34 protein-coding genes are annotated in these 26,951 nt (G+C 63.8%); 30 read left to right on the forward strand and 4 right to left on the reverse strand.

Annotation, left to right across the window (positions count from 1 at the left end; all coding sequences use genetic code 11):
* The first annotated feature begins 134 nt into the window (after window positions 1-134).
* From AC1RNN_RS13730 to AC1RNN_RS13765, 8 genes are all read left to right on the forward strand, one after another.
* On the forward strand, window positions 135-1,064 hold the full coding sequence (locus AC1RNN_RS13730; protein WP_493089559.1) for a TauD/TfdA dioxygenase family protein: 930 nt from the start codon (window positions 135-137) through the stop codon (window positions 1,062-1,064).
* Window positions 1,064-2,254 (forward strand): MFS transporter, encoded by a 1,191-nt coding sequence (locus tag AC1RNN_RS13735; RefSeq protein WP_493089558.1) that lies wholly within the window; start codon window positions 1,064-1,066, stop codon window positions 2,252-2,254. Before AC1RNN_RS13730 ends, AC1RNN_RS13735 begins: the two co-directional genes overlap by 1 nt.
* Window positions 2,255-2,420: 166 nt before the next feature.
* Entirely contained in the window at window positions 2,421-3,716 is a 1,296-nt protein-coding gene (locus AC1RNN_RS13740; RefSeq protein ID WP_493089557.1) for an O-acetylhomoserine aminocarboxypropyltransferase/cysteine synthase family protein, read from the forward strand.
* Window positions 3,717-3,722: 6 nt separating this feature from the next.
* Window positions 3,723-4,664, forward strand: a complete 942-nt coding sequence (locus tag AC1RNN_RS13745; protein WP_493089556.1) for a CysB family HTH-type transcriptional regulator — start codon at window positions 3,723-3,725, stop codon at window positions 4,662-4,664.
* Window positions 4,665-4,820: 156 nt separating this feature from the next.
* The gene (locus tag AC1RNN_RS13750) at window positions 4,821-5,273 is read left to right on the forward strand and encodes a toll/interleukin-1 receptor domain-containing protein (protein WP_493089555.1); all 453 of its coding nucleotides are present in this window, start codon (window positions 4,821-4,823) and stop codon (window positions 5,271-5,273) included.
* 2 nt (window positions 5,274-5,275) lie between these two features.
* Complete coding sequence (locus AC1RNN_RS13755; protein WP_493089554.1) at window positions 5,276-5,830, forward strand: TIR domain-containing protein; 555 nt, start codon at window positions 5,276-5,278, stop codon at window positions 5,828-5,830.
* A 4-nt stretch (window positions 5,831-5,834) separates the two neighbouring features.
* Entirely contained in the window at window positions 5,835-6,374 is a 540-nt protein-coding gene (locus AC1RNN_RS13760; protein ID WP_493089553.1) for a hypothetical protein, read from the forward strand.
* A 167-nt stretch (window positions 6,375-6,541) separates the two neighbouring features.
* Complete coding sequence (locus tag AC1RNN_RS13765; RefSeq protein ID WP_493089552.1) at window positions 6,542-6,688, forward strand: hypothetical protein; 147 nt, start codon at window positions 6,542-6,544, stop codon at window positions 6,686-6,688.
* 134 nt (window positions 6,689-6,822) lie between these two features.
* Here the strand turns inward: AC1RNN_RS13765 and AC1RNN_RS13770 are convergent, their stop codons facing one another.
* Entirely contained in the window at window positions 6,823-7,719 is an 897-nt protein-coding gene (locus AC1RNN_RS13770; protein WP_493089551.1) for a DMT family transporter, read from the reverse strand.
* A 131-nt stretch (window positions 7,720-7,850) separates the two neighbouring features.
* Here AC1RNN_RS13770 and AC1RNN_RS13775 point away from each other — a divergent pair, with 131 nt between their 5' ends.
* The 6 genes from AC1RNN_RS13775 to AC1RNN_RS13800 are packed head-to-tail and all read left to right on the forward strand — an operon-like array spanning window position 7,851 to window position 13,489.
* Window positions 7,851-8,780 (forward strand): fatty acid desaturase, encoded by a 930-nt coding sequence (locus AC1RNN_RS13775; protein ID WP_493089550.1) that lies wholly within the window; start codon window positions 7,851-7,853, stop codon window positions 8,778-8,780.
* Between the two features lie 46 nt (window positions 8,781-8,826).
* Window positions 8,827-9,759, forward strand: coding sequence for a glycine betaine ABC transporter substrate-binding protein OsmF (gene osmF, locus AC1RNN_RS13780; RefSeq protein ID WP_493089549.1), 933 nt, complete (start codon window positions 8,827-8,829; stop codon window positions 9,757-9,759).
* A gap of 13 nt (window positions 9,760-9,772) precedes the next feature.
* Window positions 9,773-10,972: an ABC transporter permease gene (locus tag AC1RNN_RS13785; protein WP_493089548.1), complete on the forward strand. Its 1,200-nt coding sequence runs from the start codon at window positions 9,773-9,775 to the stop codon at window positions 10,970-10,972.
* Complete coding sequence (locus AC1RNN_RS13790) at window positions 10,969-11,922, forward strand: ABC transporter ATP-binding protein (protein ID WP_493089547.1); 954 nt, start codon at window positions 10,969-10,971, stop codon at window positions 11,920-11,922. Before AC1RNN_RS13785 ends, AC1RNN_RS13790 begins: the two co-directional genes overlap by 4 nt.
* Window positions 11,922-12,683, forward strand: coding sequence for an ABC transporter permease (locus tag AC1RNN_RS13795; RefSeq protein ID WP_493089546.1), 762 nt, complete (start codon window positions 11,922-11,924; stop codon window positions 12,681-12,683). Before AC1RNN_RS13790 ends, AC1RNN_RS13795 begins: the two co-directional genes overlap by 1 nt.
* Window positions 12,680-13,489: a phosphate/phosphite/phosphonate ABC transporter substrate-binding protein gene (locus tag AC1RNN_RS13800; RefSeq protein WP_493089545.1), complete on the forward strand. Its 810-nt coding sequence runs from the start codon at window positions 12,680-12,682 to the stop codon at window positions 13,487-13,489. Before AC1RNN_RS13795 ends, AC1RNN_RS13800 begins: the two co-directional genes overlap by 4 nt.
* 82 nt (window positions 13,490-13,571) lie before the next feature.
* On the opposite strand, the gene AC1RNN_RS13805 is transcribed toward AC1RNN_RS13800, so the two are convergent.
* Window positions 13,572-14,468, reverse strand: a complete 897-nt coding sequence (locus AC1RNN_RS13805; RefSeq protein ID WP_493089544.1) for an MBL fold metallo-hydrolase — start codon at window positions 14,466-14,468, stop codon at window positions 13,572-13,574.
* Window positions 14,469-14,579: 111 nt separating this feature from the next.
* Here AC1RNN_RS13805 and AC1RNN_RS13810 point away from each other — a divergent pair, with 111 nt between their 5' ends.
* The 8 genes from AC1RNN_RS13810 to AC1RNN_RS13845 all read left to right on the forward strand — a co-directional run bounded on the left by AC1RNN_RS13810 (window position 14,580) and on the right by AC1RNN_RS13845 (window position 19,337).
* Window positions 14,580-14,915: an ArsR/SmtB family transcription factor gene (locus AC1RNN_RS13810; RefSeq protein WP_493089543.1), complete on the forward strand. Its 336-nt coding sequence runs from the start codon at window positions 14,580-14,582 to the stop codon at window positions 14,913-14,915.
* A 102-nt stretch (window positions 14,916-15,017) separates the two neighbouring features.
* Window positions 15,018-15,452, forward strand: a complete 435-nt coding sequence (locus AC1RNN_RS13815; protein WP_493089542.1) for a YeeE/YedE family protein — start codon at window positions 15,018-15,020, stop codon at window positions 15,450-15,452.
* An 18-nt stretch (window positions 15,453-15,470) separates the two neighbouring features.
* Window positions 15,471-15,896: a DUF6691 family protein gene (locus tag AC1RNN_RS13820; protein ID WP_493089541.1), complete on the forward strand. Its 426-nt coding sequence runs from the start codon at window positions 15,471-15,473 to the stop codon at window positions 15,894-15,896.
* 16 nt (window positions 15,897-15,912) lie between these two features.
* Window positions 15,913-16,254: a protein tyrosine phosphatase family protein gene (locus AC1RNN_RS13825; RefSeq protein ID WP_493089540.1), complete on the forward strand. Its 342-nt coding sequence runs from the start codon at window positions 15,913-15,915 to the stop codon at window positions 16,252-16,254.
* A 3-nt stretch (window positions 16,255-16,257) separates the two neighbouring features.
* Complete coding sequence (locus AC1RNN_RS13830) at window positions 16,258-17,994, forward strand: SulP family inorganic anion transporter (protein WP_493089539.1); 1,737 nt, start codon at window positions 16,258-16,260, stop codon at window positions 17,992-17,994.
* A gap of 74 nt (window positions 17,995-18,068) precedes the next feature.
* A complete protein-coding gene (locus AC1RNN_RS13835; protein WP_493089538.1) occupies window positions 18,069-18,275 on the forward strand; it encodes a YgaP family membrane protein in 207 nt (68 codons plus the stop codon).
* Between the two features lie 11 nt (window positions 18,276-18,286).
* Entirely contained in the window at window positions 18,287-18,640 is a 354-nt protein-coding gene (locus AC1RNN_RS13840) for a carboxymuconolactone decarboxylase family protein (protein WP_493089537.1), read from the forward strand.
* A 145-nt stretch (window positions 18,641-18,785) separates the two neighbouring features.
* Window positions 18,786-19,337: an RBBP9/YdeN family alpha/beta hydrolase gene (locus tag AC1RNN_RS13845; RefSeq protein ID WP_493089536.1), complete on the forward strand. Its 552-nt coding sequence runs from the start codon at window positions 18,786-18,788 to the stop codon at window positions 19,335-19,337.
* A 73-nt stretch (window positions 19,338-19,410) separates the two neighbouring features.
* Here AC1RNN_RS13845 and AC1RNN_RS13850 read toward each other — a convergent pair whose 3' ends face one another.
* Window positions 19,411-19,932: an Rrf2 family transcriptional regulator gene (locus AC1RNN_RS13850; RefSeq protein ID WP_493089535.1), complete on the reverse strand. Its 522-nt coding sequence runs from the start codon at window positions 19,930-19,932 to the stop codon at window positions 19,411-19,413.
* Between the two features lie 133 nt (window positions 19,933-20,065).
* On the opposite strand from AC1RNN_RS13850, the gene nhaR reads away from it, so the two are divergent.
* The 8 genes from nhaR (at window position 20,066) to AC1RNN_RS13890 (ending at window position 26,632) form a co-directional block, all read left to right on the forward strand.
* Entirely contained in the window at window positions 20,066-20,971 is a 906-nt protein-coding gene (gene nhaR, locus AC1RNN_RS13855; protein WP_493089534.1) for a transcriptional activator NhaR, read from the forward strand.
* A gap of 32 nt (window positions 20,972-21,003) precedes the next feature.
* Entirely contained in the window at window positions 21,004-21,519 is a 516-nt protein-coding gene (locus AC1RNN_RS13860; protein ID WP_493089533.1) for a helix-turn-helix domain-containing protein, read from the forward strand.
* Window positions 21,516-22,079, forward strand: coding sequence for a DUF6036 family nucleotidyltransferase (locus AC1RNN_RS13865; RefSeq protein WP_493089532.1), 564 nt, complete (start codon window positions 21,516-21,518; stop codon window positions 22,077-22,079). The genes AC1RNN_RS13860 and AC1RNN_RS13865 overlap by 4 nt, the downstream gene beginning before the upstream one ends.
* Window positions 22,080-22,093: 14 nt before the next feature.
* The gene (locus AC1RNN_RS13870) at window positions 22,094-22,561 is read left to right on the forward strand and encodes a hypothetical protein (protein WP_493089531.1); all 468 of its coding nucleotides are present in this window, start codon (window positions 22,094-22,096) and stop codon (window positions 22,559-22,561) included.
* A gap of 125 nt (window positions 22,562-22,686) precedes the next feature.
* Window positions 22,687-23,691, forward strand: a complete 1,005-nt coding sequence (locus tag AC1RNN_RS13875) for a sulfate ABC transporter substrate-binding protein (protein WP_493089530.1) — start codon at window positions 22,687-22,689, stop codon at window positions 23,689-23,691.
* A gap of 3 nt (window positions 23,692-23,694) precedes the next feature.
* On the forward strand, window positions 23,695-24,582 hold the full coding sequence (gene cysT, locus AC1RNN_RS13880; protein WP_493089529.1) for a sulfate ABC transporter permease subunit CysT: 888 nt from the start codon (window positions 23,695-23,697) through the stop codon (window positions 24,580-24,582).
* Window positions 24,579-25,508: a sulfate ABC transporter permease subunit CysW gene (gene cysW, locus AC1RNN_RS13885; RefSeq protein WP_493089528.1), complete on the forward strand. Its 930-nt coding sequence runs from the start codon at window positions 24,579-24,581 to the stop codon at window positions 25,506-25,508. Before cysT ends, cysW begins: the two co-directional genes overlap by 4 nt.
* Before the next feature lie 26 nt (window positions 25,509-25,534).
* Window positions 25,535-26,632 (forward strand): sulfate/molybdate ABC transporter ATP-binding protein, encoded by a 1,098-nt coding sequence (locus AC1RNN_RS13890; RefSeq protein WP_493089527.1) that lies wholly within the window; start codon window positions 25,535-25,537, stop codon window positions 26,630-26,632.
* 59 nt (window positions 26,633-26,691) lie between these two features.
* Here AC1RNN_RS13890 and AC1RNN_RS13895 read toward each other — a convergent pair whose 3' ends face one another.
* Complete coding sequence (locus AC1RNN_RS13895) at window positions 26,692-26,940, reverse strand: DUF3297 family protein (protein ID WP_493089526.1); 249 nt, start codon at window positions 26,938-26,940, stop codon at window positions 26,692-26,694.
* Between the last annotated feature and the right edge of the window lie 11 nt (window positions 26,941-26,951).

A 26,951-nucleotide genomic window follows, 5' to 3' on the forward strand; every position in this document is an offset into this window, starting at 1 on the left:
AAGCAAACAGCGCATGCATATGTGCCGCCAATGCGCGCATATCGACATGCGGATTGGGCGCTTCGCAAGCCGGCACGCGCTTCCTACGATGGCCGCTCCCTTCCCCTTCAATGCTGTCACCCCAAGGAGAGTCCATGTCCGCCGTGCTCAACCATCCCCACACCGAAACCGCAGCCGCCATCGAGGTGCGCCCCCTGGCGAGCCGCATTGGCGCCGTCATCCACGGCGTGCGCCTCTCGGGCCAGCTGGCGCCCGAGACCTTTGCCACCATCCACCAGGCCCTGCTCAAGCACAAGGTCATCTTCTTCCACGGCCAGCACCATCTGGACGACGCTGCCCAGCAAGCCTTTGCCGGCTTGTGGGGCGATGTGGTGGCCCACCCCACCGTGCCTTCGCGCAAGGGCACGCAAATCCTGGAGCTGGACTCCAACCATGGCGGGCGCGCGAACTCCTGGCACACCGACGTGACCTTTGACGCGGACTATCCCAAGGTCTCGGTGCTGCGCGGCGTGACCATCCCCGAGTCCGGCGGCGACACCGTCTGGGCCAACACCGCCACCGCCTACGACGAGCTGCCGGAAGAACTGAAGGCCCTGGCGGACAAGTTATGGGCCGTGCACAGCAATGACTACGACTACGCCGCCACCCGCGTGGAGCCGGACGACGCCGGCGCACAGCACTACCGCGAGGTGTTCCGCTCACGCCTGATCGAGGCGCAGCACCCACTGGTGCGCGTGCACCCCGAAACCGGCGAGCGCACGCTGATCGCGGGCCACTTCATCAAGCGCCTGGTGGGCTACAACACGCACGACTCCGACCGCCTGTTCGAGATCTTCCAACACCACATCACCCGCCTGGAAAACACCGTGCGCTGGCAGTGGACCACGGGCGACGTCGCCATCTGGGACAACCGCGCCACCCAGCACTACGCCATCAATGACTACGGCAGCCAGCACCGCGTGGTGCGCCGCGTTACCGTGCGCGGCGAGGTGCCGGTGGCTGTGGACGGCCAGCGCAGCTTTGCCCTGGGCGAGGCCGCCAACAGCGCGGCGCAGACCGCCTGATGCGCGGCTTTCTGCAGCGCAACGCGTTTTTGCTGCGCTTTGCGCTGCTGTCCTCGTTCATGGGCATCAGCGTCGGGCTGGCCAAGTTCACCACCACGCTCTACGCGCTGGAGCTGGGCGCCCAGGGCTGGCTGCTGGCCGCCATGGCCGGCGCCCAGTCGGTGGGCATTGTGTTTACCAGCCTGCCCATTGGCTTCTGGGTGGAGCGCTTTGGCCCGGCGCGCCTGTTCATCCTGGGCAGCGTGGTCATCGGCGTGCTGTACGCGCTAATTCCCGCCTGGCCACAGGCCTTCTTCCTGCTGGCACTCACGGCGCTCATCAGCTTCCTCATGCCGCTGCGCTTTGTCTCGCTCAACACCGTCTTCATGGTGGCGCTGGAGCGCATGGGCCAGGGCCGCGCGGGCTGGCAGCGCGGGGCGCACATGTCGGGCATGTTCCTGCTGGGGCCGGTGCTGGCGGCGGTGCTCATTCCGGCACTGGGGCACGCGGGCAGCTACTGGCTCATCGCCGCCATGTTCTTTGCCACGGCGCTGATGGCAGCGCCCGTGCTCGACCACCACCCGCAGCTGGCCGCCAAACCCGGCGCGGCACGCGTGCCCATGCTGGCCTCCGTCCGCGCGCTGTGGCAGGAGCCGGAGGTGCGCGCCCTGGCGGTGCAGGAGTGCGCCATCCAAGCCGCCCATATGTATTACGCCTTCTACATCGTGGTCATCGCGGTGCAGCAGCTGGGCCTGCCGGCCCTGGGTGCGGGCAGTCTGGTGGCGGTGCAGGGGGCCAGCTTCATTGCGGCGCTGATGGTGCTGGGCCCGGTGGTGGGCCGGCTGGGGCCGCGCGCCACGGTGCTGGGCGGCGGGGCGATGGCGGTGCTGGCGCTGCTGGCCCTCGCGCTGGCGCGGCATGTGGCCTGGCTGTGGCTGGGTGGCGTGCTGCTGGGCGTGGGCCTGGGGCTGCTGCAGATCCACACGCTGACGCAGTTTGCCCGGGTGGGCGCGCGCCTGGGGCGGGGCCGTGTCTCGGGCCTGAGCGCGCTGGCCGGCCCCAGTGGCGGCTTGGTCGGCGGGCTGCTGGGCGGCACCCTGGGTGCAGCGGTGGGGCTGCAGACGGTGTTCCTGTTCTTCGTGCCCGTCTTCGCCACCCTGGGCTGGCTGGCCTACCGGCAATCCACCTCGCCTCAGATGATTTCGGCCTAAAGAATCAAATTTTTATTCTTTTGAGTTTTGATGATGCCACTTTAGAGTCAGGCATTCCAACACGCGTTTGGGCCGGAGTTTCAAGCCAAATTGGCCTCCAGCCCCTGTGCAATCTGCGCTAGCAGCTTCTAATTTCATAGCAAATCAACCCCCAAGGAGAGGCCCCATGTCCGAGAACTGGAAATTCGAAACCCAATCCGTCCACGCCGGTTACAGCCCGGACCCGACCACCAAGGCCGTGGCCGTGCCCATCTACCAGACCGCCGCCTACGCTTTTGACAGCGCCCAACACGGCGCCGACCTGTTCGACCTCAAGGTGGCGGGCAACATCTACACCCGCATCATGAACCCCACGCAGGACGTGCTGGAAAAGCGCGTGGCGGCGCTGGAAGGCGGCATTGCCGCGCTGGCCCTGGCGTCCGGCCAGGCCGCGGTGACCTACGCCATCCAGACCATTGCCGAAGCCGGCGACAACATCGTCAGCAGCACCGCGCTCTACGGCGGCACTTACAACCTGCTGGCCCACACGCTGCCGCAGTTCGGCATCAGCACCCGCTTTGCCGACCACCGCAACCCCGACAGCTTTGCCCCGCTGATTGACGAGCGCACCAAGGCCATCTTTGTCGAGTCGCTCGGCAACCCGCAGGGCAATGTGACCGACATCCGCCGCATTGCCGACATTGCGCACGCGCACGGCATCCCCCTCATCGTGGACAACACCGTCGCCACGCCCTACCTGCTGCGCCCCATTGAGCACGGCGCCGACATCGTCGTCCACTCCCTCACCAAGTACCTGGGCGGCCACGGCACCACCATTGGCGGCGCCATTGTGGACAGCGGCAAGTTCCCCTGGGCGGACCACAAGGCGCGCTTCAAGCGCCTGAACGAGCCCGACCCCAGCTACCACGGCGTGGTCTACACCGAAGCACTGGGCCCGGCCGCCTACATTGGCCGCGCCCGTGTGGTGCCGCTGCGCAATACCGGTGCCGCCATCTCGCCGTTCAACGCCTTCCTCATCCTGCAAGGCATCGAAACGCTGGCCCTGCGCCTGGAGCGCATCACCGACAACGCGCTCAAGGTGGCGCAGCACCTGCAAAAGCACACCCAGGTAGCCTGGGTGAACTACGCCGCCCTGCCCGGCCACCCTGACTACGCGCTGGCCCGGGACTACCTGGGCGGCAAGGCCTCGGGCCTGCTGACCTTTGGCGTGAAGGCGCCCGCGGGCCAAGGCCGCGAAGCCGGCGCCCGCTTCCTCGACGCACTGCAGCTCTTTACCCGCCTGGTGAACATTGGTGATGCCAAATCGCTGGCCACCCACCCGGCGTCCACCACCCACCGCCAGCTCTCGCCCGAAGAGCTGGCCAAGGCCGGCGTGCCCGAAGACGCGGTGCGCCTGTCGGTGGGCATCGAGCACATTGACGACCTGCTGGCCGACCTGGACCAGGCCCTGGCAGCGGTGTAAGACGGCATGAACTTCCAGCAACTCAAATCGGTGCGCGAGGCCGTGCGCTGCGGCTACAACCTGACCGAAGTGGCCAACATGCTGCACACCTCGCAGCCCGGTGTGAGCCGGCAGATCCGCGAGCTGGAGGAAGAACTGGGCGTGGACATCTTTGCCCGCGCCGGCAAGCGCCTTACCGGCCTCACACCACCGGGCAAGGACCTGCTGCCCATCGTGGAGCGCCTACTGCTGGATGCAGAGAACCTCAAGCGCGCGGGGCAGGACTACAGCGCGCGGCTCGAAGGCCACCTGTCGGTGGCGGCCACACACTCGCAGGCGCGCTACGCGCTGCCGCATGTGGTGAAAGACTTCCGCGACCAGTTCCCCAAGGTCACGCTGCACCTGCACCAGGGCTCGCCCAAGCAGGTGGCGGCCATGCTGCTATCCGGCGAGGCCGATATCGGCGTGGCCACCGAGGCGCTGGCCGACTATCCGCAACTCGTCACCCTGCCCTGCTACCGCTGGACGCACAGCATCGTGGTGCCCCCGGGCCACCCGCTGCTGGCGCAGGAAGGGCCGGTGACGCTGGAGCAACTGGCCAAGCACCCCATCATCACGTATGAGCTGGGCTACACCGGGCGCTCGCACATCGACAACGCGTTTGCCGAAGCGGGCCTGCACCCCGAAGTCGTGCTCACCGCCATGGACGCCGACGTCATCAAGACCTATGTGGAACTGGGCATGGGCGTGGGCATCGTCGCCTCCGTGGCCGTGGACGAAGAGCGCGACGCCCACCTGCGCATCCTCGACGCCGGCCACCTCTTCCAGGTCAACGTCACCCGCCTGGGCCTGCGCCGCGGGGCGTGGCTGCGGGGATACGCCTATAGGTTTATCGAAACCTTTGTGCCGACCTTGCCGCGGGAAGTGGTGGCGAAGGCCTTGAGTAGTGCGGTGGAGGGAGAGGTTTGAAATAATCCCGATCCCCACAAGATCCTTACGAGGACTCGCGTCCTACTTTCCCTTTGCCGCGACTCACCGCTGCATAGAAGACGGAAAGACCTCCCATCCACTGCTTGAGTAGTTTGCCAAGCTCGGAAAATAATCCACATCAAATAGGAGGATTTGATGGCGGACGTTTTTATTTCTCATGCAGCCAGAGAGCTCGGCGTCGCTAATTTCTTGAAGCGTCACTTAGAGGCCGAAGGACACAGCGTCTACGTCGCGGCGTTAGATATGAAACCAGGAGAAAAATGGATGCCTACGATTCTTGAAAATCTAAGGTCCTCTGAATGGGTTCTATGTCTTGCCAGCAAGAATGCATGCGCCTCGCCGTGGGTCATGCAAGAAATGGGGGTCGCCATTGGATCAAACAAAAAGTTGGTTCCCATCGTGTGGGATCAAAGTCCAAGTGAACTTCCCGCCTGGATGCAACAGTATCAAGCAATTCAACTCGGCCAAAGCGAAAGTACCGCAAACGCAGCCATCGGAAGAATCGCCAACCAAATTAAAGCTGACAAGCAAAGAGGGCTGCTGATCCTGGGCCTAGTGGGTATAGGTTTGGCACTCTTCGGGAGATAAAAATGGCTGGCTACTTGCCGCACAGCGCAGCATCGCTAGGGCTCATCGCAGCTGCAATGCAGGCAACCTCTCGACGAAAGATTTTCGTCAGCTATCACCACGGTGGTGACCAGTGGTACTACGACGAATTCTCGCGTCTATTTCACGACAAATATGAGACTGTCTTTGACAACTCTCTAGAAAGACAGATAGACAGTGACAACACAAACTACGTGATGCAAAGAATTCGAGACAACCACATCACGGGAACATCTTGCACGGTGGTGTTAATCGGTTCCAGAACATACCAACGCAAGTACGTGGACTGGGAAATCAAGGGTACGCTAGACAAACAGCACGGATTACTCGGCATTGTGCTGCCGTCACATTCCCGAAACGGGGAGGGAAAGATCATTGTGCCGGATAGGTTTTACAGCAATCTTGTTACGGGATACGCTTCTTACATGTTTTGGGAATCCCTCAATACTCAAACTCTTGCCTCCGCCATTCACGCAGCTGCAAGCACTTCCAGTAATTTGATTGATAACTCTCTACAGATGAAGTCAAGAAACGGATAAGCACATGGCTGTACTTAAAAAAGGAACATTTGCGATTGACATTGGCTTTGCCAAATTGGGAGCAGATTTTGAGGAGTCCGACAGACAATGCGCGTGGGAGCTGTACACGGAATTGGCCACTCGCGTTGCATTGACTGGCAAACCAAAAGACAAAGACTGCACAGATTTCTCCGGAGAAGTATGGGCAGAGAGCTTGAGTTCTTTGCATACTTTTTTTGGTGAATCTAGAAAAATTATGCGCACTTTCCCCGTTGGAACCATTGGCCAATTAAAAATTGAAAACCATTTGGGTGCGTTGATTCATCGCTCAATGCGGGACGTCCTCAGACCTTTCTTGGAAACATGGCAGGCGGAGTACCGACATTGGTGGGAGAGCAGCGCAGACAAGACCTTGCCACCGTTCGATCGGCAGGCAGCGTATCCACGTGCCAAGGAACTATTGTCTGAATGGAGTGATGTCCGGGCAATCATGCGCGCCATACAGGATGAACTCGTGCAAACATACAAGTTAGTGGACGTCACCAAGTTTCAAGAACGACTTTGAGCAGCTAGCCAATTTTTCGGCAGTACTTCAGCCAGGTGATCGCGTCGGCACGCGGCAAGCCGCTTACGCGTTTTCAGCACAAGCAACCGCCATTTCCTTCGTTCCCTTTCCCCCTCCCGCTTCGCACAATGAAGCCATCCACAACAACGATGCAAGGGGGTCTCATCATGCAAGAGCACGATTTTGCTGGTCTGGGCCAGGAGGGGCCGTTCAGTACGCGCGAGCTGCTGGTGTCGCTGGGCGCGGCGCTGCTGGGGGTGGCGGTGTCCATCGTCGCCATCCAGTTGCTGCTCCTGCCTGTGCAGGTGGTGTGACATGGCCACGCCCTCGCTGCAGGCGCAGTGGCTGCGCATCCGTGAGGTGACCTGGCGCCAGTGGTGCGCGGATCAGCACAAGCCTCTGGCACCCATTGCGTCCATCGCGGCCGTGCCGCGCAAACCGGCCGCCTTTAGGGGTGCTCAGCCGTGGCGTGCACCTGTTCGTGCCGCAGCACATACAGGCCACTGCCCACAATAATCGCGCCGCCCAGCAGCGTGAGCCCATCGGGCAGTACCTGCCACACCAGCCAGTCAATGCCCAGGCTCCAGGCCAGGGCGGTGTATTCAAAGGGCGCCACGGCGCTGGCCTGCCCGTGGCGGAAGGCCTCGGTAATGGCCAGCTGGGCCAGGAAGCCCGATGCGGCCAAGCCGGCCCACAGCCACAAGTCACTCGCCTGCAGCGGCAACCAGCCAGGTGCGGCCAGCGCGCCGGCCACCACGGTCAGAATGACCATGACCCACAGCACCAGGCTGTCTTTGGAATCGGTGCGGCTGCTCAGGCGCGTCACCACGGCAGAGACGGCGTAACACACTGCCGCGCCCAGCACAGCGAGGCCCGACCAGGTGGCAAAGCCATCCGCACTGGGGCGCAGGGCCACCAGCACACCGAGCAGCCCGCCGCCCACGGCCCACCAGTGCGCACGCGGCACACGCTCGCCCAGCACGGGCCAGGCCAGCACGGTGATGAGCAGGGGCGCGAAGAACATGAGGGTGTAGGCATTGGTGAGCGGCAGGCCGCGCACGCCCACGGTAAACAACACCAGCATGGCGATGACCAGACCGCCGCGCAGCAGGTGCAGCGGCCAGCGCGCGCGCCAGACTTCGGCCCAGGCACCGCGCCACTGGATCCACAGCGCGATGAGCGGCAGCGTGAGCGCACCGCGCATGGCCGCGATCTGCAGCGGCGGGTAGTGGGAGGACAGCACCTTGATGATGGAGTCCATGGCGGAGAAGAGCATGACCGCCAGCAACATGGCGGTGATGCTGCGGGGGTTGCCGGTCTGCAGACGCTGAAGGAATTGGGGCATGCGCCCTATCGTAGCGGCGCCAGGATGCCCCCGTGCCCCAAGGGAAAGCCGCATATGGATATCTGATTTTCTTCGACGACAGGGGAAGCAGGCACCGATAAATTTTGGGCATCGTCTCTGTGCGATGTTCTATGCCTCACCATCGCCTGCCCGTTTACCTCGCCTCCCGCCCTGCTTCCTCACCCCGCCACAGCCAAGCGCTCGACACGGCCATTGAATGGCCTACCGTAGCGCTGTGGTTCGCAATAGTGGGCGGCTGGGTATTGGTGCTGCTGGTGCCCTTGCCAGCAGGCCTGCGCTTTGCGGCGCTGGTACTGCTGGCGGCCTGGTACATGAGCCTGCAGCATGAATTGCTGCACGGCCACCCCACACGCTTGGATTGGCTCAACCGCCTGCTGGGCATCGTGCCCATCGCGCTGTGGTACCCCTATGACCTTTACAAGGCGCACCACCTCACCCACCACCAGGACCAGCACCTGACCGAACCCGGCGTGGACCCGGAAAGCAATTACCGCCATGGTGACACCGGCCTCACCCACTGGCAGCGCGCACTGCTCGCCAGCCAGCGCACCGTGGCGGGCCGGTTGCTGCTGGGGCCGGGCCTGACGGTAGCGCATTTGCTGGCCGATATTGCCCGCGCACTCACGCGCCGCAACGCCGCGCAGCTTTGGCTCTGGACCCAGCACCTGGTACTGGCTGCGCTACTGCTGGCCCTGGTGCCGGTACCGGCATGGGAATACGCGACTGCGGCCTATCTGGGCATGGGCCTGGCCATGCTGCGCTCGCTCTACGAGCACCGGCCAGCCGCGCTGCCCGCGCACCGCATCGTTATCAACGAGGCGGCCCTGCCCTGGCGCCTGCTTTATCTGAACAACAACTACCACGCGGTGCACCACACCCACCCCGGCCTGCCTTGGTACCGCATTCCTGCGCAGTACCGCGCTGACCGCGCCGGCTATCTGCAACGCAACGGTGGTTTTCTGGTGCCGGGCTACCTCTGGCTGCTGCGCCGTCACCTTTGGAAACCCGTTGATTCCCCCATCCTTCCCGAAAAGGCTTAATGTCTGGAGCCGGTTCTTTTCTTTTTCACAGACTCAAGGAAATACCATGACACTGAAATTCACCCGCCGCACCCTGGCACTGGCCACCCTGGCCACCGCTTTCGCGGCGCCTGCCGCCTGGGCCCAAAGCACCGCCGTGCGCGTGGGCTCCAAGATCGACACCGAGGGTGCGCTGCTGGGCAACATCATTGTTCAGGTGCTGGAGGCCAATGGCATCAAGACCGAAAACAAGGTGCGCCTGGGCAATACCAAGATCGTGCGCAGTGCCATCGTGGCTGGCGAAATCGATATCTACCCCGAGTACACCGGCAACGGCGCCTTCTTCTTCTCCGACGAGAAAAACCCGGCCTGGAAGAGCGCCAAGGCCGGCGCCGAGCTGGTCAACAAGCTGGACTCCGCCGCCAACAAGATCACCTGGCTGGACGCCGCTCCTGCCAACAACACCTGGGCCATCGCCATCCGCAAGGACGTGGCAGCAGCCAACAAGCTCAAGACCCTGGAAGACCTGGGCCGCTGGGTCTCGGGTGGCGGCAAGTTCAAGCTGGCGGCCTCGGCCGAGTTCATCGAACGCTCCGACGCCCTGCCCGCCTTCCAGACCGCATACGGTTTCAAGCTCAGCCAGGACCAGCTGCTGACACTGGCCGGCGGTGACACCTCGGTCACCATCAAGGCTGCGGCGGAACAAACCTCGGGTGTGAACGCTGCCATGGCCTATGGCACCGACGGCCCCGTGGCCGCGCTGGGCCTGGTCATCCTGGATGATCCCAAGGGCATCCAGCCGGTCTACGCCCCTGCGCCCATCGTGCGGGAAGCCGTGCTGGCCAAGAACCCCAAGATCCGTGACGTTCTGGCGCCTGTCTTCAAGACGCTGGATGGCCCCACGTTGCAGGCACTCAACGCCAAGATCGCGTTGGAAGGCCAGGACGCCAAGAAAGTCGCCGCCGACTACCTGAAGGCCAAGGGCCTGATCAAAGGCTGAACGGGACGACTCCTTGAGCACACCGGCACACCGCGCACCTTCGGCACTACCGCTTCTGCTGCTGGTACAGGGCGCGGTAGTGGCCGGTTTGCCACTGCTGGGCAGCGCGCCCAATCGGCTGCTCAGCGGCAAAGGCGTGTCGCTGGCGCAGGTGCTGGCGGGCGTGGGCCCGGCCTGGACACTGCTGGCTGGCGTGCTGGCGGTGACATGGTTCACCCTGCTGGTGGGCCTGCTGGCCCGCCGGGCGCACCGCCTCTGGCCCCTGGCAACACTGCTATGGCAGGCTGCGGCCACCGGTGGGCTGGCCACGCTGGCGGGGCAATACGCCACCGCCCAGGCCGCAGCCACCGACGGGCTGGGCCGGGTCGCGCCGGGCAGTGCCTGGTGGCTGGGCTTGCTCCTGGCCTGGCTGGCTGCCAACGAAGCCCTGCGCCGCCTGCAGGCGAGTTCGCGCCAACGCGTTTTGTACAGCGCACTGCTGCTGGGCGGCCTGGTCTGGTTGCTGGCCAGCGGCAGCCTGGATGCCTTGTCTTCCCTCAAGGAATATGCCAACCGGCAGGAAGACTTCTGGCGCGCATTGGGCCAGCACTTGCGCGTGATCGCGCTGACCGCAGCGCTCACCTTGGTGCTGGGCCTTCCGCTGGGTGTGGCCCTGCACCGCCGTCCACGCTGGGCCACGCGCGTGTTCCCAGCGCTGAATCTGGTGCAAACCATTCCCTCCATCGCCCTGTTCGGCATGCTCATGGCACTGCTGGCTTGGCTGGGCACGCTGCTGCCCCTGTTGCCGCGCTGGGGTATCCAGGGCATTGGCCTGGCGCCGGCGGTGCTGGCGCTGACGGCCTATTCGCTTCTGCCCCTGGTGCGCAGCACCTATGAGGGGCTCGCCAGCGTGGCGCATGCGGTCAAGGAAGCGGGCCAGGCCATGGGCCTGTCACCGCGCCAATTGCTGTGGCAGGTGGAACTGCCGCTGGCCGCGCCAGTGCTGCTGTCCGGGCTCAAAGTCATGCTGGTGCAGACCATTGGCCTCACCGCCGTCGCCGCCCTGATTGGTGCGGGCGGCCTGGGCACGCTGATGTTTGAAGGCCTGTTCAGTAGCGCCGTCGACCTGGTGGTGCTGGCCGTGGTGCCCATCGTCGTCCTGGCCTGGTGCACCGAAGCCCTGTTTGCGGTGGCGCAGGCCACCCTTCTCCCTTTGCACGGAACCCGCACATGATTGAGTTTGATGGCGTAAGCAAGCGCTATGGCGACCGCCTGGCCGTGGCTGAGCTGCACCTGCGCATAGCCGCTGGCGAGTTTGTGGTGTTGATCGGCCCGTCGGGCTCGGGCAAGTCGACCACGCTGCGCATGATCAACCGCCTGGTCGAGCATGACCAGGGCCGTATCCGTTTTGCGGGCCGCGAGATCCGCGACTTCGCACCCGAAGATCTGCGCCGTCGCATGGGTTACGCCATCCAGTCGGTGGGCCTGTTCCCGCACTGGACGGTGGAGAAAAACATTGCCACCGTGCCACGCCTGCTGGGCTGGCCGGCCGACCGCATTGCGGCACGGGTAAGCGAGTTGCTGGAGCTGCTGCAGCTGGACCCGGCGCAGTTCGCCACCCGCTACCCCCATGAACTTTCGGGCGGGCAACAGCAACGCGTTGGCGTGGCGCGCGCCCTGGCGGCGGACCCGGACATCCTGCTCATGGACGAGCCCTTTGGTGCGCTGGACCCGGTGACACGCATCGTGCTGCAGCGCGAGCTCAAACGCATCCATGCGCTCTCGGGTAAGACCATCGTGCTGGTGACGCATGACATCGACGAGGCCCTGTTTCTGGCCAGCCGCATCGTTCTGTTCCAGGATGGGCGCGTGGTGCAGGACGGCTCACCGCTGGAGCTGCTGTCACAGCCGGCCAATGACTTCGTGACGGACTTTCTGGGCCGCGCAGAACTGGGTATCAAGCGCCTGGGCCTGGGCTCGCTGCGCGACCATGTGCGCAGTGGCAGCCAGGCGCATGGCGAACCACTCCCCATCGACAGCAGCCTGCGCGAGGCGCTCTCGGCTTTCATCGTGCAGGGTCGGGCGCAGTTGCCCGTGGTCAATCCCGATGGCAGCCATGCGGGTGAGGCCCACTTTGCCGACCTGCTGCAGGCTGAACACAACGCACCACGGAGCCAGGCCTGATGCGGGGCAGCAACCACTGGCTGCGCAAGCTGGCGTGGCCCGCCTTGCTGACGGCCGGGTTGCTCTGGCTGGCCAGCGCCATGACGGCACTGGAGCCGCTGTTCCACTGGGCGTTTCCGGCACAGGAGCGCGCCATGTACCGGCAAGAGTCGTTCATCCATCTGCTGGGCGCGCATGTGGGCCTGGTGCTGCTATCCAGCAGTAGCGCACTGCTGATTGCGCTGGCAGCGGGTGTGTGGGTGACACGGCCTGCAGGCCACGCCTACCGCGGGCTGGTGGAGTCTGTGGTCTCCATGGGGCAGACCTTTCCGCCCGTGGCGGTGCTGGCGTTGGCGGTGCCACTCATGGGCTTTGGTGAAGCACCCGCCTACATTGCGCTGGCGCTGTACGGCCTGCTGCCCATGTTGCAGGGCGTGATTGCCGGCCTGGATTCCACGCCCCATGCAGCCACCGATGCCGCGCGCGGCCTGGGCCTGAAAAGCTGGCAGATCTTCAGCTGGGTGGAGTGCCCGCTGGCGGCGCCCATCGTGCTGGCCGGCATACGCACCTCGGTCACCATCAACATCGGCACCGCCGCCATCGCCGCCACCGTGGGCTCGCAGAACCTGGGCTCGCCCATCATCATCGGCCTCTCGGGCTTCAACACACCCTATGTGTTGCAGGGCGCGCTGCTCACCGGCTGGCTGGCCGTGACCACGGACACCTGGTTTGCCTACCTGTCGGAGCGCCTGCAACACTGGAAGCCGGTGGCACTGTCATGACGGTGGCGCTGCCGATGTACTTCCCCGCACGCGTCGGGGCAGTGCAGGATTTTTGGGATGTGTTGCGCTCCGAGTTGCAGGCGCAACTCGACCCATGTTGGGAAGACGCGATGCCGGCCGCACTGGACTGGCCCGTGGACTACCTCGCACACTGGTTGCAGCCAGACTTGCTGCTAAGCCAGTCCTGCGGCTACCCGCTGACGCACGCTTTGCAAGGCCGGGTGCAGGTACTGGGCACCTTTGCCTACGACGTCCCCGGTGCGCACGGTGTGCTCTGCCGCAGCCAGGTGGTGCAGCGGAGCACAGATGCACGCCGCACGCTGCGTGCCTTTCGCGGCAGCACTGTGGCCTTCAATGCGCCCGACTCGCAGTCGGGCTACAACGCACTGCGCGCCCTCATCGCGCCGCTGGCCGAGCAAGGCCGCTTCTTTGGGCAGGCCCTGGAAACAGGGGCGCATCTGCAATCCGTCGCCGCAGTACTGGACGGCCGCGCTGACCTGGCCGCCATTGACGCCGTGACCTGGGCCCTGGCCCAGGAAGCACGGCCCGGGCTGACCGAGGAACTCACGGTGCTGGGCCAGACCGCACCCTACCCCGGCCTGCCCCTCATCACCTCCAGCACCACGCCGGCCGAGACGGTGGCGCAGTTGCAGCAGGCCTTGCACACGGTGGCGACCGACACCCGCCACGCCGCAGTACGTGCGCCCCTGCATATCGCTGGCTTTGTGCGCAGCACGCTGGCCGACTACGCGCTGTGCCGTCGCATGGAAGACGAGGCCGCGGCGCTGGGTGTATGCGCCCTGTAGCAAACGCGGCCTGAAACGACTGCGCTTGCTATGATTTCGGTAGCTGCTTGCGCACGATCTACGCGGGCTGACGGTCGATTTCTTATAGAACGTTCACCGGCACCTTGAGGTAAACCCGTCCGTCCGCCTCTGCCGGGGGCATGGCGCCGGCACGGATGTTGACTTGTACCGAAGGCAGGATGAGCGTGGGCATGGCCAAGCCGGCATCGCGCCGGCTGCGCATGGCGACAAAGGCGTCTTCGCTCACGCCGTCGTGCACGTGGATGTTGCTGGCGCGCTGCTCGGCCACCGTGCTGACCCACTGTGCCTCGCGGCCCTCTGGCGGGTAGTCGTGGCACATATACAGGCGTGTGTCGCCCGGCAAGTCAAGCAACTTGCGCACGCTGGCGTACAGGTGGTGGGCGTTGCCACCGGGAAAGTCGCAGCGGGCTGTGCCCACGTCGGGCATGAACAGCGTGTCACCCACAAACACGGCATCGCCCACCTGGTAGGCCATACAGGCCGGGGTGTGGCCGGGCACCGACAGCGCCTGGGCACGCAGGTCGCCGATGGCAAATACTTCGTCGGGCTGGAACAGGTGATCAAACTGGCGACCGTCGGGGTGGAACTCGGGCTCCAGGTTGAACACACCTTTGAAGACGTTTTGCACATTGGTGATGGCGGCTCCAATGGCGATCTGGCCGCCCAGCTGTTTGCGCAGGTAGTGGGCGGCAGACAGGTGGTCAGCGTGGGCGTGGGTTTCCAGAATCCACTGCACGGTGAGCGCTTGTTCCTTCACAAAGGCCATCAATGCGTCGGCTGACTTGGTACTTGTACGGCCGGACTTGGGGTCGTAGTCGAGTACCGAGTCCACGATGGCACAGTGGCCGCCCGCGTGGTCAAACACCACGTAGCTCACGGTCCAGGTAGCGGGGTCAAAGAACGCCTGCACCTGGGGTGCGGGGATAGCGGCGGCGATAGGGGAAGCAGTGGCTGTCATGGAAAACTCCTTGTAAAGGTCGTTATTTCAATTTCGACACTAATAGTTTATTGACAGATATATTGTCAGTCAATAGAATATCGACATTGCAAACGTTCTGGAGCCTCGACCATGTTGGCCACCCCTGACACCCCGACCGCCCCCACGCTGGACTTGGCCGTGCTGCGCCAGTCGGCCGACGCGGCCTGCCGCCTGATGAAAGCCCTGTCCAACCCCGACCGCCTGCTGCTGCTGTGTCAGCTGAGCCAGGGCGAGAAGAATGTGGGCGAGCTGGAAGCGCTGGTGGGCATTGCCCAGCCCACGCTGTCTCAGCAGCTGGGCGTGCTGCGCGAAGAGGGCCTGGTCAGCACCCGGCGCGAAGGCAAATCCATTTATTACTGCATCGATAGCCCGCAGGCCTTGGCCGTGATGGGCGTTTTGTACGCCGAGTTTTGCGGCAAGCAATGACCCCCACGCTTGTCGCTTTGCGTACTGCGCTGCCCCCCGAGGGGGCTAAATCCGCTTGGGGCGGCCCGGCGCGGATTTGGCACTTTTTTAAGGAGTAAGACGATGACGATTGACTGGAACCACTTCACGCCCTGGGCCTCGCTGGCCGGGGGCATTTTTCTGGGCCTGGCCTCGGCCTTATTCATCTTGCTCAATGGCCGCATCCTGGGCATCAGCGGCATTGTGGGCGGGCTGCTGCGGCCCAAGGCGGGCGACATGGGCTGGCGCATTGCCTTTGTGCTGGGCATGCTGGTCGCACCCGCCATGTACTGGCTGCTGACGGGGGCTGCCGTGCCCGCCACGATTGATGCGGGCTGGGGCACGGTGGTGCTGGCCGGCCTGCTGGTGGGCGTGGGCACGCGCTACGGCGCGGGCTGCACCAGCGGTCACGGCGTGTGCGGCCTCTCGCGCCTGTCGCCCCGCTCTCTGGTCGCCACGCTGGCTTTTATGGCAGCTGGCTTTGTCACCGTGTTTGTGCTGCGCCACCTGCTGGCTTGAATTTGAAGGAGCCTTGTAATGCAACACCGAATTTCTGAATTCGCCGTGGGCCTGCTGTTTGGCCTGGGCCTGATCGTGGCGGGCATGACCGACCCGAGCAAGGTCATTGGTTTTCTGGACTTGGCGGGCGCCTGGGACCCGTCGCTGGCCTTTGTCATGGGCGGCGCCATCTTGGTGGGCCTGGGCGCATTCGCTGTTGCCAAGCGGCGCACCACCAGTTTTCTGGGTGGTGCCATGCAGCTGCCCACATCCACCGTGATCGACCGCCGCCTGGTGCTGGGCAGCCTGCTGTTTGGGGCCGGTTGGGGCCTGGCCGGTTTTTGCCCAGGGCCGGCGATTGTGTCGCTCGGGGCGGGACAATCCAAAGCCGCAGTGTTTGTGTTGGCCATGGTGGCCGGCATGGCTATTTTTGAATGGGCGGAACGCCGCCGCACACGCGCATAAATCGGAGACATACGACATGAGCCTACGCACCCAAGCCCTCACACCCCACTTTGCCGTGGCCGCCCAGATGGACGCCAGCATGGCCGCCGCCGCCGTGGCCCAGGGCTTCAAGACCCTGGTGAACAACCGCCCTGACGGTGAAGGCGGCCCCGACCAGCCCCTGAGCAGCAGCGTGGAAGCGGCGGCGCGCGCCGCCGGCCTGCACTACGTTCACATCCCGGTGGTGAGTGGCGCCATCACCCCCGAGCAGGTGCAAGCCATGCGTGAGGCATTGCAAGCGGCACCGCAACCTGTGCTGGCGTTTTGCCGCTCGGGTGCGCGCTCGGCCCAACTGTTCTCACTGACGCAGGCGGAATAAAGCATGTCGATCGCCGCCCGTCTCACGTGGCTGCCGCAGTGGCTGCGCCACTACCAGCGCGCCTGGCTGGGCGGCGACGTGTCAGCCGGGCTGATCGTGGCGATACTGGTAATTCCGCAGAGCTTGGCCTACACCTTGTTGGCGGGCCTGCCGCCAGAGATGGGGCTGTACGCCAGCATCCTGCCCGTGATGGCCTATGCCTTGGTTGGATCCAGCATGACCTTGGCGGTGGGGCCGGTGGCCATTGCGGCGCTGATGACGGCCAGCGCGCTGCAGCCGCTGGCGATTGCAGGCACCACGGAATACGTGCAACTGGCCATGGGCCTTGCGCTGATCTCGGGGCTGATGTTCATGGCCTTTGGCGCACTACGCCTGGGTTGGCTGGCCTACTTTTTGAGCCAACCGGTGGTGAGCGGCTTCGTCTCGGGCTCTGCCGTCGTGATTGCGCTGGGCCAATTGCGCCATGTCCTGGGCGTTTCCGCACCCAGCAGTTCCACCTGGGCCACCGTAGAAGGCCTGTGGCGCGCATTGCCACAGAGCAACCCCACCACGCTCGCACTGGGCGGCGGGAGCATGCTGGTGCTGCTATTGGCGCGCCGCTACTTGGGACGCGGCCTGCGCCGCCTCGGCCTGGGCGCGACTGCAGCCGACTTGCTGGCCCGCATGGCGCCCATTGCCACGGTGGTGGTGAGCACGGCGCTGGTGGCCTGGGGCCATTGGGATACAAGTCGGCAAGTAGCCGTGGTGGGTAGCGTGCCAGCGGGGCTGCCGGCCTTGGCTTGGGTATGGCCGGATGCACGGGCCTGGAGCCAACTGTGGCTGCCGGCGCTACTGATCACTCTGGTGGCATTTGTGGGCAGTGTGTCGGTGGCGCAGTCGTTCGCGCTGCAGCGCCAGCAGCGCATTGCCCCCAACCGCGAGCTGTGGGGCTTGGGCGCAGCCAATGTGGTGGCGGCCTTCTCTGGCGCCTACCCGGTGCATGGCGGGCTGTCGCGCTCGGTCATCAACTTTGCTGCGGGTGCGCAAACGCCCCTGGCGTCGATCATCACGGCCGCCTTCATGGCGCTGATCGTGTTCTTCTTTGCGCACTGGTTTTACTTTCTGCCTCTGGCCGTGTTGGCCGCCAGCATCATCGTGGCGGTGGCGTCTTTGGTGGACGTGGAAACACTCAAGGCCAGCTGGGTCTACGACAAGGCGGATGCGTTCTCCCTGCTGGCCACGGCCGGTGGCGTGGTGGTGCTGGGCGTGGAGGCGGGCATTCTCATGGGCGTCGCGCTGTCGCTGGGTGTGCTGGTGTGGCGCAGCAGCCATCCACACATGGCAGTGGTGGGCCGCATGCCCGGCACGGAGCATTACCGCAATGTGGAGCGCTATGCGGTGCAGACCGTGCCCGGCCTGATTGCCTTGCGGGTGGACGAAAGCATGTTCTTCGCCAATGCCACGGCCATCGAGGAGCGGATTGAAGCCTTGGTGCAAGCAGACCCTAGCGTGCAGCGGGTGCTGCTGGTGTGCTCCGCGGTGAACCAGATCGATGCCACCGCACTGGGCATGCTGACCGCGCTGGAACAGAGCCTATCCACACGCGGAGTGCAGTTGGACCTGGCCGAAATCAAAGGCCCGGTGATGGACCGCCTCAAAAACACCGCGCTGGGCCAGCGCTTGAACGGGCGCCTGTTCCGCAGTGCCCACGACGCTTTCATGGCCTTTGAAAACTCCACGAACTCCAACCACAGGACTTGACCTGGATCAGCGCCCGCAGAGCCCACAGGTCTACGATGAACCTGGCTTTTCTCAACGCAAACTAGGAGCAGACGATGAAGGCAAATGTAGGTGGCGTGGACCGTATTGCACGCATTGTGGTGGGTGCCGTTTTGGTGGGATTGGCTGCCACGGGCACCGTGGGTGTCTGGGGATGGTTGGGCTTGCTGCCGCTGGCCACCGGCCTGGTCGGTTGGTGCCCGCCCTACGCCATGCTGGGCTGGAGCACCTGTGCCATGCGCCAGCCGCCCGAGCAACCTTGAGCGGGGACAGCATGCACAGTTTTGACCATGCTGGCCTGATACAGAGCATCAACCAGGGCCTGGCGCCGTTTCGCAAATCGCAGCCCGACGCCATGCAAGGCTTCGGCCAACTGGCCAAGGCCGCCATGGCGGAGGGCACGGTCAGCGCCAAACACAAGGAGCTGATCGCCTTGGCCATTGGCATTACGCAGCATTGTTCGGGTTGCATCGGCTTTCACGTCAAGGCGCTGCAGAAGTTGCAATGCACACGCACCGAGCTGGAAGAAATGCTCAATGTCTGTGTCTACATGGGCGGTGGCCCCGCCCTGATGTACGCCGCAGAAACGCTGCAGGCCTGGGACACCATGGCGGCGGCCGGCGCGTAGCGCACTACTTTTGACTGCGGTGGTGCAACGCTTCGCTACGGTTGAGTTTGAAATATACAAATGGGAAATAAGTAGTTTGGGTTTTAAAGGCGGCTCACCACAATGCCCTCCTGTTTTGCAACTGGCGCATTGAAGCCTCCTTCCCATGGTCTCCCTTGTCATCGTTCCAGGCTGGCGTGATTCCGGCCCCGGCCACTGGCAAACCCTGTGGGCCGACAGCATTCCCGGCGCGGTGCGCGTGCACCAGGACGACTGGATCACCCCCGTGCGCAAAGCCTGGGTGGCGTCCATCGGACAAACCATCCTCGAAGCGCCCGGGCCGGTCGTTATTGCCGCCCACAGCCTGGGCTGCATCGCCACCACCCACCTGCCGCCCGAAGTGGTGGCCAAGATCCAGGGCGCGCTGCTGGTGGCCCCGGCAGACCCGGAGCGGCGCGGCATTCTGGCGGACTTTGCGCCCGTGCCCTACCAGCCCCTGCCCTACCGCAGCGTGCTGGTGGCCAGCAGCAATGACCCCTTTTGCCCGGTCCGCACCGCCGGCGCCTATGCGCGCGCCTGGGGCAGCGAGTTTGTGCGCCTGCAGAACGCCGGCCACATCAACATCGAGGCCGGCTTCGGCCCCTGGCCACTGGGCCTGGCGCTGCTGCAGTCGCTGGGCGTGAACACCGCCCCAGCCGCCGTGGCCGTGGCGGCCTGAGCGCCAACCGCTACTGTTTTAGTAGCTCCTCGCGCATATTCCACGGGGACTGGAGCCCCTTTTTGCTGAAAAATCAGCCGCGCAGCGGCAGCGCCTGGGCCAGCGCAAAGACCGAGTTGGGCGCGTTGGTGCGGATGGGCGCCAGGGGCTTGAGCTTCTGCAGCACGCCTTTTTTCTTGGCGTTCTTGCGCTCCTGCACCTGAAAGCCCTTGGCACGCTGCTCCTGCGCCAGGCTGCGCAGGGAGATGGTCTTCATCTGCGCCACGATGGTCGACTGCAGGGTCGCCCACAGCTCGGTGGTCATGTCTTCAGCATCGCCACGGCGTGCAGGCTTGTCGTCGTCTTCAATCGCGCCAATGATGTCGGCCACGCTGATGCCATCGCCACGGAAGCCCAGGGTGTAGCCGCCGCCGGGGCCGCGTGTGCTTTCCACCAGGCCATGCTGGCGCAGCTTGGCAAACACCTGCTCCAGGTAGGACAGGGAGATGCGGTGACGCAGCGCAATGTCCTGCAGGGGCACAGGCTGGCCGCTCTCACGCAGTGCCAGGTCAATCATGGCGGTAATGGCAAAACGGCCTCGGGTACTGAGTCGCATAGGTTTACTCCTTTGAGTAAGTGACTGAGAAGACTTGAACTGTAGGGAGTTGTATGCTTCGCGTAAATTCGAATTTTGTATTTTTTTACTTCGATTATTTCGCAGTGTTTCAGTTTGTTTCAGAGGGAACACCATGAACTTCAAGCACCTTCACTACTTTTGGGTCACCGCCAAGGCGGGCGGCGTCATGCGCGCGGGGGAGCAACTGCACACCACGCCACAAACCCTGTCGGGCCAGATCAAGCTGCTGGAGGATTGGCTGGGCCGCAAACTGTTTCAAAAAAGCGGCCGCAACATGGAGCTGACCGAAGATGGCCGTTTGGCACTGGGCTATGCCGACCAGATCTTCACCTTGGGCGCCGAGCTGGAGAACGCGGTGCGCCAGACCAGCGACAAGCGCCGCGTGCTGGACTTCAAGGTAGGCGTGGCCGACTCGGTGACCAAGTCGCTGGCCTACCGGCTACTGGAGCCCGCATTGGCCGTGGATGTGCCGGTGCGCATGATCTGCAGCGAAGGCAAATTCCCCGACCTGCTGGCCAAGCTGGCGCTGAACCAGCTGGACCTGGTAATTGCCGACGAGCCCATGTCCAAGCGCATCAGCGTCAAGGCCTTCAACCACGCGCTGGGGCGCAGCGCCATGAGCTTTTTTTGCACCCCGGCGCTCAAGGCCCAGCTCAAAGGCCCGTTCCCGGCCTGCCTCAACGGCATGCCCATGCTGCTGCAGGGTGCCCAGGCGTCGGTTCGCCAGCAGTGGGAGGGTTGGCTCAGCCACCACCAGATCCAGCCCACCACGATTGGCGAGTTTGACGACGGCGCCCTGATGAACGCCTTTGGCCGCAAGGGCCGCGGCGTATTCATGGCCCCCTCGGTCATGGAGGCCGACATCATCGAGCAGTTCGGCGTGGAGGTGATTGGGCGAACCCAGGAATTGGTGGAAGAGTTCTTCGCCGTCTCGGTGGAGCGGCGCATCACTCACCCCTGCGTGGTCGCCATCACCACGGCAGCGCGTGGCCAGCTGTTCACTCCAGCCGCGAATTGACCGGAATTCTGGTCATATCTAGAATTCCGTACATGCTGACCTCGCCCAACCCTATCGGAGCCCAACTGCGCGCGTTGCGTGCCAGCCAAGGGCGCTCGCAGCAAGAGCTTGCCAAGGCGGCAGGTGTGAGCCGCAGCACACTGGTGCAGATGGAAAAGGGGGCTGACGCACAGCTCTCGAACTACCAAGGCGTGGCGCGGGAACTGGGGACGGCGCTGACTTTGGGCGGTGAGTCTCCTGTACTGGCGCAACGCCGCCTGGCGCGCCTGGAGAATCAAGCCAAACTAAGCGCATCGCGCGAAAAGCATTTGCGCATTGCCGCTACCTTGGCACTTGGCGGCGCCCCCGCGAAAGCCCTTCAGTCCGAGGCGCTGCGCATGGTGGCGCTGTGGAAAGAAAAGGATCTGTGCAGCCCGGTCTACATAGAGCGCTGGACACAGATGCTGGACACCAGCCCGCAAGCAGCGGCACGCAACATGCTGTCCATGGATGAGGAATGGGGCCCGGCACTTCGCCAGAACACGCCTTTTGCCCTGACTTCGGCATGAAACTCGAAGACGTAGACAGGGTCTTGAGCTTGATCCGCGACGAGAGCGGACTGCACGAGTTCGTCATCATGGGCAGTCTGGCAGCACTGGGCGTGGGCGGCACCACCCGGCCTGCGCGCATGACCATGTCCATGGAGGTGGACGCTTACCCCGCACGCGATCCGGGACGGGCACCAGAATTTTCCGCCAAGTTTGGCGAAGACAGCGCTTTCCACCGCGAGCACGGCTATTACTTCGATGCCATCAGCCCCTCCCTTCCCACCTTGCCTGATGGCTGGGAAAGCCGCTTGATCCACCAGATCCTGCCCTCCGGCGTGCAAGTCCAGTTTTTGGACCCCAATGACTGCGCCGTTTCCAAACTCGCACGCTCCGAACCCAAAGACCGGGAATGGGTCAGCGCCGGGCTGCGTAGCGGCATTCTGTCCCTGCCAACCATCGAATACCGGATGCGTGAAACACTGTTTCTGGATGCCGAAGAGGAACGGAAGGCCCAGCGCGCATTGGCAGAGGACCGTGCCTGGCTGGACGCACAGCGTTCTCCCGGCAACACACTCTCTTGACCAAAGGATTGACCATGTACGAAGTCATCAAACTCATCCACCTTGTCTGCGCCATCGTCTGGATGGGCGGCATGACCTTCATGCTGCTGGCGCTGCGCCCGGCCGCGCTGGCCACCATGGAAGCGCAGCCCCGGGCGCGGCTGATGGTGGCGGTGATGCAGCGCTTCTTCCGGGCAGTGGCTGTGGCCATCGTGGGCCTGCTGGCCACAGGTGGGCACATGTATGCGAGCGTGTTCCGCGCGTCCAAGGCCACGATGGGTGCGGGCGTGGTGCCGTTGGGCTGGGAGCTGATGGCCGGCATCGGCCTGCTGATGGCCCTGGTCTTCGGCCACCTCTACTTTGCCGGCTTTCGCCGCTTCCAGCGCGCCGTCGCTGCTGGTGAATGGCCCCAGGCAGCCAAGACAGCCGGGCAAATCCACATGTTGGTACTTACCAACTTTGGTCTTGGCTGGTTGGCGATTGCAGCCGTCAAGCTGCTCTGAACACCGGGCTTAGACCCTCAAACACATATACAAACAACGAAGTATTCGTTGTGGTTTGATGGGGAGTTCTCCAGAATCGTGGTTCTGTGTCTGAGGACACCACTACTTCCTGCTTTGGAGAACCCATGAATTTCAAGCAAAAAGCCACCCTGGCCCTTGCAGCTGTTGCGCTGACAGCTAGCAATTTGGTAGCAGCCCAGACCACTACGCTGCTCAACGCCTCCTACGACGTGGCGCGCGAGTTCTACAAGGACGTCAACACCGCCTTCATCGCCAGCTACAAGAAGAGCACCGGCAAGGACCTCAAGATCGACCAGGCCCATGGCGGCTCCAGCGCCCAGGCGCGCGCCGTGAACGACGGCCTGGATGCCGATGTGGTGACCTTCAACACCAGCACCGACATCGACTTCCTGGCCGGCACCGGCGTGGTAGCCAAGGACTGGACCAAGAAATTCCCCAACAACGCAGCCCCCACCAGCTCCACCATGCTGTTCCTGGTGCGCAACGGCAACCCGAAAGGCATCAAGGACTGGGACGACCTGATCAAACCCGGCGTGCAAGTCGTGGTGGTAAACCCCAAGACCGGCGGCAACGGCCGCATGGCCTACCTGGCCGCCTGGGGCCAGGTGCGCAAGAAGGGCGGCACCGACGCCCAAGCGCTGGACTACGTGACCAAGCTGTACAAGAACGTGCCCGTGCTGGCCAAGGGCGGCCGTGACGCGACCACCATCTTCCTGCAACGCAATATTGGCGACGTGCTGATCACCTTCGAATCCGAAGTGGTGAGCGTGGACAATGAATTCGGCGCTGGCAAGGTCGACGCCGTGCACCCCAGCAGCTCCATCGTGGCGGAGAACCCCGTGGCCATCGTCGAGCGCACCGTGGCCAAGAAAGGCACGGCTGACGTGGCCAAGGCCTACCTGAACTTCCTCTACACCGACGAGGGCCAGGAAATCGCCGCCAAGCACGCCATCCGCCCGACCAACGCAGCCATCCTGAAGAAGTACGCCAACGTCTTCAAGCCCATCACCCTGTTCCGCGTGGAAGACTACTTCGGCTCCTTTGGCGAAGCGCAGAAGGTGCACTTCAACGACGGCGGCCAGTTCGACAAGCTCTACACGGTCAAGTAATCCATGACGGTTGCCGCTACGGCAGGGGGGGCACTCGCTCCCGCTGCGCCCTTCCCTGCCAAACGCACACCCAAACGGGTGCTGCCAGGCTTCAAGCTCACGCTCGGGTTCACGCTGTTCTACCTGAGCATGATTGTTCTCATCCCCCTCTCGGCCCTGCTGTTCAAGACCTTTTCGCTGAGCTGGGAGCAATTTGTTACTGCCGTCTCCAGCCCGCGCGTGCTGGCCTCCTATCGGCTGACCTTTGGCGCCTCTTTTCTCGCGGCCCTGGTGAATTCGGTCGCCGGATTGCTAGTGGCCTGGGTACTGGTGCGTTACAGCTTCCCCGGCAAGAAGATCATTGACGCCCTGGTGGACCTGCCCTTTGCCCTCCCCACCGCCGTGGCCGGCATTTCGCTGACTGCATTGCTAGCCAGCAATGGCTGGGTCGGCAGCCTGCTGGAGCCTTATGGCATCCAGCTCGCCTTCAACCGCAACGGTGTGGTGATTGCCCTGATTTTCATCGGCCTGCCCTTTGTCGTGCGCACGGTGCAACCCGTACTGGAAGACGCAGAGAAAGAACTGGAAGAAGCCGCCACCTGCCTGGGTGCCACCCGCTGGCAAACCTTCCGTTACGTCATCTTCCCCACCATCGCGCCCGCGCTCCTGACCGGCTTTGCCATGGCCTTCGCGCGCGCCATCGGGGAGTACGGCTCCGTCATCTTTATCGCCGGCAACATGCCCATGGTGTCTGAAATCACCCCCCTCATCATCATCGGCAAACTGGAGCAGTACGACTATGCCGGCGCCACCGCAGTGGCAGTGGTCATGTTGGCCATCTCCTTCCTGATGCTGCTGGTCATCAATGCACTGCAAGCCTGGCAGCGCAAACGCGGAGGAGCCCAATCATGAGCGGCGCCAACGCACGCACGGTGCGCCGTGCCAAGGCCGGCACCACGGAACCTACCTGGGTCAAATGGACACTGATCGGTCTCGCGCTGGGCTTCATCTTCCTGTTTTTGATCCTGCCACTGGCGGCGGTCTTCACCGAAGCGCTGCGCAAAGGTGCCGAGGCCTTCTTCGCCGCCTTCAAGGAACCCGACGCCTGGAGCGCCATCCGCCTGACGCTGATCACCGCCGCCATTGCCGTGCCACTGAACCTGGTATTTGGCGTGGCCGCGGCCTGGGCTATTGCCAAGTACGAGTTCCGTGGCAAGGCTTTCCTCACCACCCTGGTGGACTTGCCTTTCTCGGTATCGCCCGTGGTGGCTGGCCTGATCTATGTGCTGCTGTTTGGCGCGCACGGCTGGTTTGGCCCCTGGCTGCAGGCGCACGACATCAAGATCGTGTTTGCCGTGCCGGGCATCGTGCTGGCCACCATCTTCGTGACCTTCCCCTTCATTGCGCGCGAGCTGATCCCGCTGATGCAGGCCCAGGGCACCGAAGAAGAGCAGGCCGCCCAGGTGCTGGGCGCCACAGGCTGGCAGACTTTCTGGCACGTAACCCTGCCCAACATCAAGTGGGGCCTGATCTACGGCGTCATCCTGTGTAACGCACGTGCCATGGGCGAGTTCGGCGCGGTGTCTGTCGTTTCGGGCCACATCCGCGGCCAGACCAACACCATGCCCCTGCACGTGGAAATTCTCTACAACGAGTACCAGTCCGTGGCGGCCTTTGCCATTGCCTCCCTGCTGGCCTTGCTGGCCCTGGTCACGCTGGTGATCAAGTCCTTCGTGGAATGGCAGTTCGAGCGCGACCAGAAGGCCGCTGCCGCGCTGCCGCCCGAGCGCCCAATTGAGTCTGCACAGGCATCCGCGCAAACGCCCGTGCAGGCCTGAGTGCCCCCTATTTCGAGAACAAGATCATGAGCATTGCAATTCGCAACGTCAGCAAGGACTTCGGCAGCTTCAAGGCCCTGAAGAACGTCAACCTGGACATCGAGTCCGGCGAACTCGTCGCCCTGCTGGGCCCATCCGGCTGCGGCAAGACCACCCTGCTGCGCATCATCGCCGGGCTGGAAACCGCCGACCAGGGCAACATCCTCTTCAGCGGTGAAGACACCACCGACGTCCATGTGCGCGAGCGCAACGTCGGCTTCGTGTTCCAGCACTACGCCCTGTTCCGCCACATGACGGTGTTTGACAACGTGGCCTTCGGCCTGCGCATGAAGCCGCGCGCCAGCCGCCCGTCGGAAGACGTGATCAAGCAGAAGGTGCACGAGCTGCTGGGCCTGGTGCAGCTGGATTGGCTGTCGGACCGCTACCCGGCGCAACTGTCGGGCGGCCAGCGCCAGCGTATTGCGCTGGCCCGCGCGCTGGCCGTGGAACCCAAGGTGCTGCTGCTGGACGAGCCCTTTGGCGCGCTGGACGCCAAGGTGCGCAAGGAACTGCGCCGCTGGCTGCGCCGCCTGCATGACGACCTGCATGTGACCAGCATCTTTGTGACGCACGACCAGGAAGAGGCGCTGGAAGTGGCCGACCGCGTGGTGCTGATGAACAGCGGCAATATCGAACAGATCGGCTCGCCACAGCAGGTCTGGGACCACCCGGCCAGCCCCTTTGTGTACGGTTTTTTGGGCGACGTGAACCTGTTCCACGGTCGTGCCCACGAGGGCGAAATGCTGATTGGTGAAGCCCAACAGGGCGTGCGCCTGGCAACACCCGAGCACGCGCAGGCCCAAGACGCCAAGGCCTATGCCTATGTGCGTCCGCACGACCTGGCTGTGCAGCGCTTTGTCGCCGGCAGCGGCCAGACTGGCATTGCCGCCAAGCTGGTGCGCGCCATCGTGGTGGGCCCCATCGCCCGCCTGGAACTGCTGCCGCAAGACAGCAGCGCCGCCGGCAGCGGCGACATCATCGAAGCCCAGATCGGCGCACAGGAATTTGCCGCACTGGAGCTGAAAGAAGGGGAAGTGGTGGTGCTGACGCCGCGCAAGGCGCGCGTGTTCGTCACGCCCGAGTAAGCCGACGCAACAAAAAAGGCCCGCAAGGGCCTTTGTTCTTTTGGGGCGCGGGGCCAGCCTCAGCGGTAGAAGGCCTCGACCTTGCCCTTGAGCTTGATCAGCAGGGGCTTGCCCTTGCGGTCCACCGTCTTGCCGGCGGGTACCTTGATCCAGCCTTCGCTGATGCAGTATTCCTCCACATCCATGCGCTCCTTGTCGTTGAAGCGGATGCCGATGTCGTGCTCGAACACGGCGGCAATGTGGTGCGGGCTGCGCGGATCGATAGACAGGTGATCGGGCAGTTCGGGGCGTTGTGCGGGTTCATTCATGGTTCAAAAAC

Source organism: Rhodoferax sp. GW822-FHT02D07, from assembly GCF_058802405.1.